This window comes from Streptomyces sp. NPDC050625, assembly GCF_040654755.1.
Classification (GTDB): Bacteria; Actinomycetota; Actinomycetes; order Streptomycetales; family Streptomycetaceae; genus Streptomyces.
In genome coordinates, this window is sequence record NZ_JBFAIQ010000022.1 from 11,777 (window position 1) to 25,012 (window position 13,236).

The following is a 13,236-nucleotide window of genomic DNA, read 5'->3' on the forward strand; positions in this document are numbered from 1 at the left end:
CGAGCCGGGGCTCGCCGGACGGCCGGCGGACCGGACGCCCGGCTGACCGGACGCCGGCGAACCCCGGGTCGGGCCGAGGACCGCTGCTTCCGCGGCACCGACTACTTCTGCAGCACCGACAGATCCTGGTCCGCCTCCGGTACGGCCACCGTCCCTCGGTCGTCGGGGAGTGTCTGCACGGTGAAGCCGGGGACGCCCTCCGCCGTGGCCGCCAGGGTGCGGGCGGCGTAGACCGGACCGCCGGACAGGGGCTCGACCGTCAGCGCGTACGTGCCCTTCAGACCGGCCGGGACCGGTACGTCGACGTCCTGGGTGGTGCCGGCCTTGATCGAGAAGGTCTTCGTCACCGGCGTGCCGCCACCGCTGCCCGCCGAGGCCGTGACCTTGACCCTCGCGGCGGCGGTGGGCGCGGTGACGGACAGCGTCGTGCCCTTGCCTCTGTTGTCGGCGGACGTCGCGCGCGTGCCGACCGGGCCGGTGGCGGGGATGAAGGCCGTCTCCTGCTTGTCGCCCTTGCCCCGGGTGACCCGGAGGGCGGCGACCACCGGGACCGACCTGTCCGTCGGGGTCAGGACCAGGGAACCCGCCTCACCGCGTGTGACGTCGCCCAGGTCGAGCGCCGACGTCATGCCCGACTTCACATGCAGGGTCTCGTTCCCGGCGGGGGTGATCAGGCCGCCGGGAGACGCGAGGCGGATCTTCAGGTCGGCGTCGGCGTCGCCGGGGGTGAAGGCGATCAGGCGCACGGCGGTGGCGTCCTTCGGGATGCCGGGCAGGACCAGGGTGCCCGCCGGATCGGCGGACGCGGCCAGCCAGTCGCCGCCGATCTTGTCGTCCAGGGCCTGCACGGCCGCGGCGACCCGGCCGCTGCGCACGCTGACGTGCACGGTCAGGTTGGTCTGCCGCTGGTCGCTGAGCGTGGACAGCAGGACCGGCTCGCTGGAGTGCGGCTGGACCGTGATGCCCTCCCCGACCGTGGACTTGATCGCGCCGTCCTTGCCGTAGAGCTCGATGTCGACGACGGCCGGAGCGTCGTCGGGGTTGGTGAGGTGCACGTAGTCGGTGCGCTCGGCGTCGGTGCTGGCACCGGGGAACCAGAACTCCGTGTCCGGAGCCGTGCAGTTGACGCCCTGGAGCCCGCGTCCGGTGCCCGCGGCGACCTCGGTGGTCTCCTGGACGGTCCAGCCCGGCGCGAACCTCCCGTCGGCGGCACCGATGAGCGCGGGCGAGTCGGCGCCGGAGGTGTCACCGGTGGCCGGGGTGCCGGGTTGCTTGGGGATCAGGACGGGCTTGGCGGTCTTCGCCTTGTCCTTGCCCTTGGTGGAGCCGCTGGTCCCGTCCGCCGACTCCTCCGTGGCCGACCGGAGTTCGGCCTTGCCGCCGCTCGCCGTGCCCTTCGTGACGGGAGTGAAGGACGTGTACGAGGTCTCGGCGATGTCGGAGCTGCTCGGGGCCGGGCACAACAGCCTCGTGCGCTCCACGGGCAGCTGGGCCGCCGCCCGGGCGGTCGGCGCGCCGGACGCGTCCGGCGTCTCGAGCGCGGCGAACCCGGTGACGGCGGCCAGCGCGGCGGTGCCGGCGATCAGGGACAGGGTGGTGCGCTTCACTGCTGGCTCCCGTCGGGGCGCTCACTGCCGGTGGTGCCGTGGGGGTGGGGCTGCTCCGGGTCATAGGCCTGGTCGTAGCCCTGCTGGTACGTCGGGTCGTACGGCATCTGCCCGCCCTGTCCGCCGTAGGCGTACGGGTCGTACTGGCCGCTCTGGTACGGGTCGGCCTGGTAGGCCTGCTGGTCGTAGCCGCCCGGCTGGTACTGCCCGGCGCCCTGGTACTGGTCGCCGTAGGCGGGGTAGCCGTCGCCCGTGTAGCCCGACGCGTCCCAGTCGCCGTAGGACTGCTGGTGCGGGACGGCGGCGGGAGCCTCCTCCGGAGGAGGAGGCACGCTGCCGGGGTCGGACTCGTCCGCGTCGGCGGCCTCCTCGGCCTGGGCCCGCAGACGGCGGGCGCGGCGGCCCTCGCCGGCGGCGGGCTGGGCGGGGACGGTCTCCTCCTCGGGGAGGTCGTCGTCGATGTCGCGGCGACGGCCCGGCAGGGCGAGCACGACGAGGACGACGGCGAGCGAGCCCTGGGCCCACAGCCAGCCGGTGTGGCCGACGGGTGCGTCGTAGGTGACGTCCAGCCGTCCCCCGGTCGAGGGGAGTTCGAAGCCCTGGGCCCAGCCGTCGACCGTGGTGCGGGTGAGCGGCCTGCCGTCCAGGGTGGCGGTCCAGCCCTCGGCGGCGGAGTCGGCCAGGCGCAGCACCCGGCCGTCGGAGCCGGTTGGAATGGTGGTGTGGATCTCGACGGGTCCGGCCGCGACCGGCTGCGCGGTGCCCGAGCCCGAGGCGGGCACGATCGCGGCCCGTGAGACCTGCTGGTCGACGCGCCACAGCGCGCTGCCGCTCTGCTGGCTGAGCCGGCTCAGGCCGGGCGTGGCGTCCAGGACGCGGGTGACCTCGCGGGGCGCGCCCTTGTGGACCAGGACGTAGCGCACGGCGAAGCCGCCGAGCTGGTTCGCCTGGTCGGCGCCGGAGCCGGCGACGAGGTTGGCGACGACCTTGTCGAGCTTGCCGTTCTCACCGTCGGCCGCGGCCAGTTCGGCGTCGCCCATGCGGGCGCCGGAGCCGCGGACCAGGGTGTAGCGGACGCGGGCGGTGGAGTCGCTGTCGAGGACCAGGGTGCGGGCCTGGTCGCGGGTGCCGCTCTCCTCTGCGACGAACGCGGGCACCTGCACCGGGTCGCGTCGCTCCACGGGACCGTCGGCGCCGCCGATCATCCAGCCGGCGGCGACGAGCAGCGGGCCCACGGCCGAGGCGAGCGCGATCAGCGCGGCCACCGGCTGGCGCCAGCCGAAGCTCTGCTCGGCCACACGCGCGCGTGCCCCGTCGGCGCCGAGCGCGGCGGCGGCCAGCAGGGCCAGGCCGTAGACGAGCGTCGCGGGGCCTGCCCAGGTGGTGCTGTTGGACAGGGCCGCGAAGACGAGGCCCACCAGCGCGACCGCCCAGGCCGTCCGGATTCCCAGCTGTCGCTCGGAGCGCATCAGGGCTGCCAGCGCGGCCAGGACGATGCCGAGGAGCATCAGCCCGTCCACGGTGCCGGGGCCGCCGGGGCTGGCGCCGAGCAGGTCGAGGGCGGAGGCGGCCGAGGAGCCGTACTCCAGTCCGGCCTCCTTGAAGAAGCCGAACGGGAGCAGGGTCAGCGACCAGGGCGCGAGGACCAGCAGCGGGGTGCCCACCTGGACCAGGAAGCGCAGGGCGTGGGCGATGGGGTCGCGGCGGCGCACTGCGAGTACGCCGATGCCCAGGATCAGTGCGATCGGCCACACGATCGGTGTGAAGGCGGTGGCCATCGTCAGCAGCAGTGCGTACGCCCAGGTGGCACGCCAACTGCCGCGCGCGCCGGAGGAGTTGGCCAGTCCGGCCGCGGCGGTGCCCGCGCGGGCGAGGAGCGGCAGCAGGACGGCGAGGACGGCGGTGCCGATGCGGCCGCCGGCCAGGGCGCCGGTGGCCGCGGGCAGGAAGGCGTAGGCGACGGCCGCCCACGCGCGCAGCAGACGGGACTCGACGAGCGGGCGGGAGGCGAAGTAGGCGGTGAACCCGGCCAGCGGCACCGAGCCGACGAGCAGGACCGTGACCGCGAGGCCGGTCGAGCCGAACAGCGTGGAGGCCAGCATCGCGACGAGGGCGAGGTAGGGCGGCGCGGCGGGGGTGCCGCCCGCGCCCACCGGGTGCCAGGCGTCCAGGTAGCGGGACCACAGCTCCTCGGAGTCGCCCGGGGCCGGCAGCAGGGCGCCGCCCGCGAGCGCGCCGCCGCCCAGGAGCGCGCGGCAGGCGATGAGCGAGACGAGCAGCAGCACCAGGAAGAGCACCGGACCGGGCTTGCGGGCGATGCGCTTGACGCGGGCGAACTGCTCGATCTCCAGGAAGTCGGCGTCGTCGCCGCCGGGCCCGGACTCGACCGCGCCGCCGTGCCGTCCTGCCGAGGAGGCCTCGGTGTCGGAGCCGCCGAAGAAGTCGCCGGCGACCTGCTCCACGGTGGCCCGCACGGTCGCGCCCGGGGGCGGGAACAGCGGCCGCAGCTCGCCCTTGTCGATCTGCGGACGGCCACGCCTGCGTCGTCCGGCGATGATCCGCTCGGGCCGCAGCAGGGTGCCCAGGAGGCCGCGGATCTCGTCGACGGCCTGTCCGGGGACCTTGCCGACGAGATAGGCGACGGTCCTCACGAACGTGCCGAGCACCACACGCAGCAGCACCCAGGGAAGCACCGCCGTGCGCGTGTTGACGAGGAGGGTGTAGACGGCGCCCGCCTTGTCGACCTTGTGCGGGGAGGCCGCGGTGCGGCCCAGGCAGTCGACGGTGCGGCGCTCGCGGGAGGCGGCCTCGGCGTGCCGCACGACGGCGTCGGGGGCGATGAGGACGCGATGGCCGGCCGAGTGCGCGCGCCAGCACAGGTCGACGTCGTCGCGCATCAGGGGTAGCCGGCGGTCGAAGCCGCCGAGTTCCTCGAAGACGTCGCGCCGGATCAGCATGCCGGCGGTGGACACGGACAACACGGGCCGTACGTGGTCGTGCTGGCCCTGGTCCTGTTCGCGGCGGTCGAGGCCGGTCCAGCGGCGGCCGGAGTTGGCGATGGTGACGCCGACCTCCAGGAGCTGCCGGCGGTCGTACCAGCCGCGCAGCTTGGGGCCCACGACGGCCACGTCGTCGCGGCCCAGCTCCATCTCGTTGTCGACGACGCGCAGCAGCTGGGCGAGGGCGTCGGGGTCGGGGGCACAGTCGTCGTGCAGCAGCCACAGCCACTGGATCGGCTCCCCGTGCGGGAGCTCGGGCAGGTCGTAGGCGTCGTCGCGCCAGGTGCGCGTGACGGGGTCCCAGCCGCTGGGCCGCTTGAGATACGGCAGCTCGTCCGGGGTGAGCACGGGCGCGCTGCGGTTGGCCTCCTCGACTGCCTGGCCGAAGCCGGTGCGCCGGGCGAGGTGGAGCACGCGGTCGGCGCCGAGGGCGTCGGTGACCAGCCGGGCGGAGTCGTCCGCGCTGCCGGTGTCGGCCGCGATCGCGTACTGAACGGGACGCTCCTGGCCGAGCAGCCCGGCGAGCGCGTCGGGCAGCCAGCGGGCGCCGTCGTGGGAGACGAGGACCGCGGTCACCACATGACGCGGAGACTCGGGCTGGTGGGCCGGGTCAAACACTGCGGTGGCAGCGTCGTGTTGGGCTGCCGTATGGCTGTGCACGGACATCGAGGTACGGGCCCCGGTTCGATGGACTGCGGTGGACGCCTGTGCCCCGAGGGGACAGCGGGGCGTCTCGGACGAGCGACCACACTATCGGCTGGGCAGGAAGACGGCCCGCCGCCTGTGGATAACCCACCGGCGACGGGCCGTTCGTGATGCGTACGAGACGTGTATGGATGCGTGTACGAGACGTGTGAGGCGGTCTTTTCGGACGGCGGCCTTTTCAGACGGCGGCCTTCTTCAGCCGGCGGCGCTCCCGCTCGGACAGACCGCCCCAGATCCCGAAGCGCTCGTCGTTGGCCAGGGCGTACTCGAGGCACTCGGAGCGCACCTCGCAGGCGAGGCAGACCTTCTTGGCCTCTCTGGTCGAGCCGCCCTTCTCGGGGAAGAAGGACTCGGGGTCGGTCTGGGCGCACAGTGCGCGCTCCTGCCAGCCGAGTTCCTCGTCCGCGTCGTCGACCAGCAGTTGCTGCACCAGCTCGGTCATGTGCGCCCCTCGTCTGTCTTTCGCGTCCCCGTGATGTAGCCGTTACCGATTCCGGCTGAACGACACGAGTGAAATTACAAGTGTGCTGCTCCGGGCGAGTCAAGCCGGGATCTGCTATTGGGCCCGTTATTCACTCTGCGGAACCAAGGCCATGCGGAAAGTGTTCAAATCGCCATAAACCTTGACATGCAGACGAGGCCCGGGAGGGACGCCGACCCCACACAGACACTTGTACGGAGAAAGACGTCCAGGAGTTCGATCGCGTTCCGACGAGACTCATGCGCCCGGTTGTGCGCCATGTGTCCGGGTGCCCCACAGAACAAACCTTTCACCCTGGAGATGCACCGGATGAGGTGAAACGTGTCCCACATGCCGGTCGTCGAGTTGACAGTGCGGGTGTGAACCGATGTCCTTGGGGGCATGCTCGCGAACTTGGCTCTCACCTTGACCCGCACCGCCGGGTCCCACGGTGCTGCCCACGTTCGCTGTAGCTGTTGTTGCTGTTCCAGCTGTTGAGCCCAACGCGCTCCGGCTGTCCTTGAGTCCATCCAGACTCGGCTGCTGTCCCCTTTCCCGACCCTGATCCAGGGCCACCCCTTCCGTCCGTGACCCGGGCGGACGGCACGCGAGACCCCAGCCCCCACTCTTCCGCCGAGGACCCACCCCACCCCCATGAACAGCGACAACGACCTCCAGATCGCCGGCGACATCCTCGAAGTCCCGCACCTGCTGCAGCCCCCGCGCGAGCACCCGGCCACCGTCGCCGAATTCGTCGGCCTGGCCCGCACCATCGCCGCCGACCGCTCCCAGTGGGAGCACCTCGTCCGGTACGACGCCACGACGCGCTGGTACCACCGGCTGCGCACCGGGCCCGGCTACGAGGTGTGGCTGCTGTCCTGGGTGCCGGGACAGGGCAGCGGACTGCACGACCACGGCAGGTCCTCCGGCGTGCTGACCGTCCTGGAGGGCACGCTGACCGAGCGGACCGAGCGGGGCACGCGCGCGTTGGGGTCGGGCGCTCAGCGGGTGTTCGCGCCGGGGTATGCGCACGAGGTCGTCAACGACACGCTGGAGCCCGCGGTCAGCCTGCACGTCTACTACCCCGGCCTGACCGAGATGCCCATGCACACGACTCCTCACTGCGAGGCGGACGCGCAGCCCCGCCGGGTGACTGCCTGACGCTCGGCTGCATGACGCTCGGCTGCCTGACGCGTTGTCGTACCCGCCTGCCAGACTTGCCCCCATGCGCATTGTGGTTCTGGCAGGCGGCATCGGTGGTGCCCGGTTCCTGCGCGGTCTGAAGCGAGCCGTGCCGGACACGGACGTCACGGTCATCGGCAACACCGGCGACGACATCCACCTCTTCGGGCTCAAGGTCTGCCCGGACCTCGACACGGTGATGTACACGCTCGGCGGCGGCATCAACGAGGAGCAGGGCTGGGGGCGGGCCGAGGAGACCTTCCACCTCAAGGAGGAACTCGCGGCGTACGGGGCCGGGCCGGGCTGGTTCGGGCTCGGCGACCGGGACTTCGCCACGCACATCGTGCGGACGCAGATGCTGAGCGCCGGTTATCCGCTGAGCGCGGTGACCGAGGCCCTGTGCGACCGCTGGAAGCCCGGCGTGCGGCTGATCCCGATGACCGACGACCGCGTCGAGACGCATGTCGCCGTCGAGGTCGACGGCGAGCGCAAGGCGGTCCACTTCCAGGAGTACTGGGTGCGGCTGCGGGCGTCGGTCCCGGCGGAGGCGGTCGTGCCGGTCGGGGCCGAGCAGGCGAAGCCCGCGCCCGGAGTGCTGGAGGCGATCGCGGAGGCGGACGTGATCCTCTTCCCCCCGTCCAACCCCGTCGTGTCCGTGGGCACGATCCTGGCCGTGCCCGGCATCAGGGAGGCGATCGCCGACGCCGGGGTGCCGGTGGTGGGCCTCTCCCCCATCGTCGGGGACGCGCCCGTGCGCGGGATGGCCGACAAGGTGCTCGCGGCGGTCGGCGTGGAGTCCACCGCGGCGGCGGTGGCCGAGCACTACGGCTCGGGGCTCCTCGACGGCTGGCTCGTCGACACCGTGGACGCCGGTTCGGTGGAGCGGATCGAGACGGCGGGCATCCGCTGCCGGGCCGTACCGCTGATGATGACCGATACGGACGCGACCGCGCAGATGGCCCGGGAGGCACTGGCGCTGGCCGAGGAGGTGCGGGGAGCTTGAGCGGAAAAGCACCCGAGTACCGGGTCTGGGCCGTCGGCGGGATTCCCGAGGTCCAGCGGGGCGACGACCTCGGGAAGCTGATCGCCGCCGCCGAACCCGGGCTGCTCGACGGGGATGTACTCCTCGTCACCTCCAAGATCGTGTCGAAGGCGGAGGGCCGGATCGTCGAGGCGGCCGACCGGGAGGAGGTGATCGACGCCGAGACCGTGCGGGTCGTGGCCCGGCGCGGGCCACTGCGGATCGTCGAGAACCGGCAGGGCCTGGTCATGGCGGCCGCCGGGGTCGACGCCTCCAACACCCCTTCGGGGACAGTGCTGTTGCTGCCGGAGGATCCGGACGCGTCCGCGCGGGCGATCCGCGACGGGCTGCGCGACGCCCTCGGCGTCGACGTCGGAGTCGTGGTCACCGACACGTTCGGGCGACCGTGGCGCGCGGGGCTGACGGACGTCGCGATCGGCGCCGCGGGGGTGCGCGTGCTGGACGATCTGCGTGGGGGCACGGACGGGTACGGCAATCCGCTCAGCGCGACGGTCGTGGCCACGGCGGACGAACTCGCCGCCGCGGGCGACCTCGTCAAGGGCAAGGCGGCCGGCCTGCCGGTCGCCGTGGTGCGCGGGCTGCCGCACGTGGTGGGCGGGGACCACGAGGAAGGGGCACGGGCGATGGTGCGCGACGCGCGCGACGACATGTTCCGGCTCGGCACCTCCGAGGCGGTACGGGAGGCGGTGACCCAGCGGCGTACCGTACGGGCCTTCACCGACGAACCCGTCGACCCGGGGGCGGTACGGCGGGCGGTGGCCGCGGCGGTGACCGCGCCGGCCCCGCACCACACCACGCCGTGGCGCTTCGTCCTGCTGGAGTCGGAGGAGTCCCGGACGCGGCTGCTCGACGCCATGCGCGACGCGTGGATCGCCGACCTCGCGCGGGACGGCAAGACTCAGGAGTCGATCGCCAAGCGGGTGCGGCGCGGGGACGTGTTGCGCAACGCGCCCTACCTGGTCGTGCCCTGTCTCGTCATGGACGGCTCGCACACCTACGGCGACGCGCGGCGTGACACGGCCGAGCGGGAGATGTTCGTGGTGGCCACGGGCGCGGGCGTGCAGAACCTCCTGGTCGCGCTGGCCGGCGAGCGGCTCGGTTCGGCCTGGGTGTCGTCGACGATGTTCTGCCGGGACGTGGTGCGCGAGGTGCTCGGGCTTCCGCAGGACTGGGATCCCATGGGGGCGGTGGCGGTCGGACATCCGGCCGAGGCGCCGCGGCCCCGGCCGGAGCGGGAGGCGGGGGCGTTCATCGAGGTCCGGTGACCGTGCCGTACGACCGCCCGGTCTCGGCCGTACGGACCGCCTAGTCTCGTAGGACAGCTCCGGCACCCCAGGGGATCACTCGTGGCAGGACGTTTCGCTCCGCGGCCCACGCGTACGACCGTGCGCGGTGGGCATGTCGCCGTGCCCGCCGGGACGGGGGTGCCGCGGCAGAGCGGCCGGGCCGGGCGCGTGCGCAGCTGGGTGCCGGAGGGGACGCTCGATCTCGGGCTGGTGCTCGGGCCGCTGCGGCGCGGACCGGCCGACCCCACGTTCCGGGCCATGCCGGACGGGTCCGTGTGGCGGGCCAGCCGGACACCCCTCGGGCCGGGGACGCTGCGGGTGGCGGTGTACGGCGGTGAGGTGCGCGGGGAGGCATGGGGACCGGGAGCCGAGTGGCTGCTGGAACGGTTGCCCGAGCTGCTGGGCGCCGACGACGACCCCGACGCCTTCGCGCCGCGGCACCGGCTGGTGGCGCTTGCCCGGCACCGGCGGCCCGGGCTCAGGCTGACGCGGACCGGGCTGGTGCTGGAGTCGCTGATTCCGTCGATTCTGGAACAGAAGGTCACGACCGACGAGGCGTACCGGGCGTGGCGGCTGCTGGTGCGGAAGTTCGGGGAGCCGGCGCCGGGGCCCGCGGCGGGTTCACGCCTGTGGGTGATGCCCGAGCCTCGGACGTGGGCGCTGATTCCGTCCTGGGAGTGGCATCGGGCCGGGGTCGACAACAAGCGGGCGTCGACGATTCTGCGGGCCGTGCGGGTCGCCGCGCGGCTGGAGGAGGCGGTCGGGATGGAGCCTGCGGCCGCGCAGGCGCGGTTGGAGGTCGTGCCGGGGGTCGGGCCCTGGACGTCGGCGGAGACCGTGCAGCGCAGTCATGGGGCGCCGGACGCGGTGACCGTCGGGGATCTTCATCTGCCGGGGATCGTGGGGTGGGCGCTGGCCGGGGACCGGTATGCGGACGACTCCGTGATGCTGGAGTTGTTGGAGCCGTATGCCGGGCAGCGGCATCGGGCGGCTCGGTTGATTCTGTTGAGCGGGAAGACGCCTGCGCGTCGGGCTCCGAAGATGCCTCGCGGTGATATCGGCCGGTTGTGAAGTGAGCGTCGGCTGGATCGGCGCCCGGTGCTGTTGCTGGGCGGGGGTGGGTCGCGCGGCCCGGCGCTGGCGGGGTGCCTCCCCCAAGCTCTCAACTTCGTTCGAGCAGGGGGGAGGCACGAATGCCCGCAGCTAAGCCCTTACTGGTCCGACGAGAAGCGCAGCGCCCTTGCCGGGATCTGGGCGTCGCACCACACCCGTGCTCCCTCGCGGAGTTCGTTGTCCGGGCCCACGATCGCGCCGTCTCCGATGACCGTGCCGGTGAGGACCGAGCGTTCGCCGACGCGGGCTCGGGTTCCGATGAGGGAGTCGGTGATGACGGCGCCGGGTTCGATGACGGCGCCGGGGAGGATCGTGCTGCCGAAGACCCGCGCCCCCTCCGCGACGAACGCGCCCTCGCCCACCACCGTGCCGCCGGTCAGCTTCGCGTCCGGCGCCACGCGTGCCGTCGGCAGGATCAGCCGGTCGCCGCAGCGGCCCGGGACAGCGGGGGACGGCGCCCGGCCGAGGACCAGGTCCGCGGAGCCGCGGACGAAGGCGGCGGGGGTGCCCAGGTCGAGCCAGTAGGTGGAGTCGACCAGGCCCTGGAGGTGGGCTCCGGCGGAGAGGAGGCCCGGGAACGTCTCCCGTTCCACCGACACCGGGCGGCCCGCCGGGATCGTGTCGATGACCGAGCGGCGGAAGGCGTACGCCCCCGCGTTGATCTGGTCGGTGACGATCTCCTCCGGTGTCTGCGGCTTCTCCAGGAAGGCGAGCACCCTGCCCGTCTCGTCCGTGGGGACCAGGCCGTAGGCGCGGGGGTCGGTCACCTTCGTCAGGTGCAGGGACACGTCCGCGCCCGTCGACTCGTGCGTGCGCACCAGCGCCCTGATGTCCAGGCCCGTCAGGATGTCGCCGTTGAACACCAGTACCGGGTCGTCGGGGCCCGAGTGGAGGTGCGCGGCCGCGTTGCGGATGGCGCCGCCCGTGCCGAGGGGCTCCTCCTCGGTGACGTACTCGATGTGCAGGCCGAGCGCGGCGCCGTCACCGAAGTACGGCTCGAACACCTCGGCCAGATAGCTCGTCGCCAGCACGATGTGCTCGACGCCCGCCGCTCTCGCGCGGGCCAACTGGTGTGTGAGGAACGGGACTCCGGCCGCCGGGACCATGGGCTTGGGCGTGTGCACCGTGAGCGGACGGAGCCGGGTGCCCTTGCCGCCGACCAGGAGGATCGCTTCTGTCACCTGTCGTCTCTGCTTCCTGCCGGGACCGGCCGAAGTGTGTTTCGGCCGGTCAGTGTACGCAGACCGTGCGACGGCGCCCTCGATGGCCACGCGGTGTCCCGCGACATCGGCATGCGGTTTCCCCCGACTGTCCCCGACGGCTGTGCACGCGCGCCCCGGCCTCAGCGCCCCTGATAGCGCGCCGCGTCGGAACGGGCGGTGCCGAGCTTGGAGTAGAGCTTCTGTCCTGGGCACTGCGTGGCGAACCCGTCCCGATGGCCGGAGATCACGTTCAGTCGTACGTTCTTCCCCTTTGGGTAGAGATTGCCACCACCCGACGTCAGATATGTCTTTCCGCGCGGATTGATCCCGTAGAGCCCGAGCTTCCACGCGGTGAGTTTGGCGATCGCCTTCACCGCCGCGGAGGCCGGCTTGGTCGTGGCGTAACTGCCGAGGACCGCGATGCCCATGGTGTTTGAGTTGAAACCGTGGGTGTGTGCGCCCATGACCGCCTTGGCGGCACCCCCGGCCCGGCCCTCGTAGATGTTTCCGCACTTGTCGACGAGGAAGTTGTAGCCGATGTCCCGCCAGCCCATGCTCTTGACGTGATAGCGGTAGATACTGCGAATGACGGACGGGGCCTGTGAGCAGGTGTACTTGTTGCCCCCCGCGCTGTGGTGCACGAAGGCGGCCTTGATCTTCTTCGTGTAGACGAAGCCCCGTTCGCGCAGGCTCTCGTCCGCGCCCCAGCCGTGCCTCGTCACGATCCGGGGGCGCGGTCCGATGTACGGCTTCGCGCTCTGGGCCTGGGTCAGTTCGCCCGACCGCAGGGCCAGCAGTTCGATCTCGGTGTCCCGCCGGTTCAGCGCGGGGATCTCGGCGGCTCCCAGGTGGGTCAGCGCCAGGTCGGTGTTGACGGCGGAGGCGGCGATGTCACCCAGGCTGTCGGTGCGGGCGACCTCGCCCGGGGGGACGTCGGTCCCCGGGGAGTCGGCGCGGGGCCCGGCGGCGGGGCGGGGTCCGGCGGCGGGGCGGCCCACGGGCGCCGGCTCCGTGCCGGGGTCGATGCCGGAGGCGATGCCGGGGTCGACGAGTTCCAGACGCAGTCCCGCGGGGAGAAGAGACCGGCCGGCGGCGTCCCCGTCGCGGCCCGGGCCCGCCGCGTCTTCGGCGGCCGCGCGCACGCGCACCTCCACGCCGTCCGAGTCGCCGACCCACAGCGGTGCCGTCGCGCCGCGCACCCGGCCCGAGGTGCGCTCCGCCGTGCCCGGGTCGGCGCCGTCCTCGTTGTGCGTCTCGACGTCCTGCCAGCCCGACCAGGTGCCGCCCGCCGCGTCGCGGGTGCGGACCTGGACCCCGCCGCGGAGTTCGGTGTCCGGGTTGTCCCAGATGACACCGACCAGGGAGAAGTGACGCACGCTCCGGCGGTGCAGGCCCTGTTCGGGGGCCACACCGTGGACGCGGTCGTGGGTGAGGGGGACGAGCGGGAGCGACTGGGTGGCGCCGGAGACGGCCGGCGCCGGGAGTCTCATGGGTGCGGCGGCGGCCGCGGGCAGGGTCGGCGGGAGGGTGAGGGCGGCCGCGCAGGTGACACCGGCCGAGGAGACACCGAGCGAGGAGGCGAGGAATCCGTGCATGCCCCTCATCCTGGATATATCCATATAATCCTGTCCATTGGGAAA

At 72.8% G+C, this 13,236-nt stretch carries 9 protein-coding genes; 4 read left to right on the plus strand and 5 right to left on the minus strand.

Going from position 1 to position 13,236, the window contains the following annotated elements; all coding sequences use genetic code 11:
• Positions 1 to 101: 101 nt before the first annotated feature.
• The 3 genes from AB0I54_RS34570 to AB0I54_RS34580 form a co-directional block, all read right to left on the minus strand.
• Positions 102 to 1,607: a DUF5719 family protein gene (locus AB0I54_RS34570; RefSeq protein WP_363300206.1), complete on the minus strand. Its 1,506-nt coding sequence runs from the start codon at positions 1,605 to 1,607 to the stop codon at positions 102 to 104.
• Entirely contained in the window at positions 1,604 to 5,272 is a 3,669-nt protein-coding gene (locus tag AB0I54_RS34575) for a glycosyltransferase (protein WP_363300207.1), read from the minus strand. The genes AB0I54_RS34570 and AB0I54_RS34575 overlap by 4 nt, the downstream gene beginning before the upstream one ends.
• A 217-nt stretch (positions 5,273 to 5,489) precedes the next feature.
• On the minus strand, positions 5,490 to 5,753 hold the full coding sequence (locus AB0I54_RS34580; RefSeq protein WP_003975777.1) for a WhiB family transcriptional regulator: 264 nt from the start codon (positions 5,751 to 5,753) through the stop codon (positions 5,490 to 5,492).
• Between the two features lie 672 nt (positions 5,754 to 6,425).
• On the opposite strand from AB0I54_RS34580, the gene AB0I54_RS34585 reads away from it, so the two are divergent.
• From AB0I54_RS34585 to AB0I54_RS34600, 4 genes are all read left to right on the plus strand, one after another.
• Entirely contained in the window at positions 6,426 to 6,932 is a 507-nt protein-coding gene (locus AB0I54_RS34585) for a cysteine dioxygenase family protein (protein WP_363300208.1), read from the plus strand.
• A gap of 64 nt (positions 6,933 to 6,996) precedes the next feature.
• The gene (gene cofD / locus AB0I54_RS34590; protein WP_363300209.1) at positions 6,997 to 7,956 is read left to right on the plus strand and encodes a 2-phospho-L-lactate transferase; all 960 of its coding nucleotides are present in this window, start codon (positions 6,997 to 6,999) and stop codon (positions 7,954 to 7,956) included.
• Complete coding sequence (locus tag AB0I54_RS34595; protein ID WP_363300210.1) at positions 7,953 to 9,260, plus strand: coenzyme F420-0:L-glutamate ligase; 1,308 nt, start codon at positions 7,953 to 7,955, stop codon at positions 9,258 to 9,260. The genes cofD and AB0I54_RS34595 overlap by 4 nt, the downstream gene beginning before the upstream one ends.
• Positions 9,261 to 9,341: 81 nt before the next feature.
• A complete protein-coding gene (locus AB0I54_RS34600) occupies positions 9,342 to 10,352 on the plus strand; it encodes a DNA-3-methyladenine glycosylase 2 family protein (RefSeq protein WP_363300211.1) in 1,011 nt (336 codons plus the stop codon).
• A gap of 140 nt (positions 10,353 to 10,492) precedes the next feature.
• On the opposite strand, the gene AB0I54_RS34605 is transcribed toward AB0I54_RS34600, so the two are convergent.
• Both AB0I54_RS34605 and AB0I54_RS34610 read right to left on the minus strand, forming a co-directional pair.
• Positions 10,493 to 11,575 (minus strand): NDP-sugar synthase, encoded by a 1,083-nt coding sequence (locus tag AB0I54_RS34605; protein WP_363300212.1) that lies wholly within the window; start codon positions 11,573 to 11,575, stop codon positions 10,493 to 10,495.
• Between the two features lie 161 nt (positions 11,576 to 11,736).
• Positions 11,737 to 13,191, minus strand: coding sequence for an N-acetylmuramoyl-L-alanine amidase (locus AB0I54_RS34610; RefSeq protein ID WP_363300213.1), 1,455 nt, complete (start codon positions 13,189 to 13,191; stop codon positions 11,737 to 11,739).
• Positions 13,192 to 13,236: the final 45 nt, after the last annotated feature.

What these genes read in the sequence shown, in the direction of transcription:
- AB0I54_RS34575 (WP_363300207.1), bottom strand. Translation starts at nt 5,272, where the DNA reads ATGTCCGTGCACAGCCATACGGCAGCCCAACACGACGCTGCCACCGCA.
- AB0I54_RS34580 (WP_003975777.1), bottom strand. Translation starts at nt 5,753, where the DNA reads ATGACCGAGCTGGTGCAGCAACTGCTGGTCGACGACGCGGACGAGGAA.
- AB0I54_RS34585 (WP_363300208.1), top strand. Translation starts at nt 6,426, where the DNA reads ATGAACAGCGACAACGACCTCCAGATCGCCGGCGACATCCTCGAAGTC.
- cofD (WP_363300209.1), top strand. Translation starts at nt 6,997, where the DNA reads ATGCGCATTGTGGTTCTGGCAGGCGGCATCGGTGGTGCCCGGTTCCTG.
- AB0I54_RS34610 (WP_363300213.1), bottom strand. Translation starts at nt 13,191, where the DNA reads ATGCACGGATTCCTCGCCTCCTCGCTCGGTGTCTCCTCGGCCGGTGTC.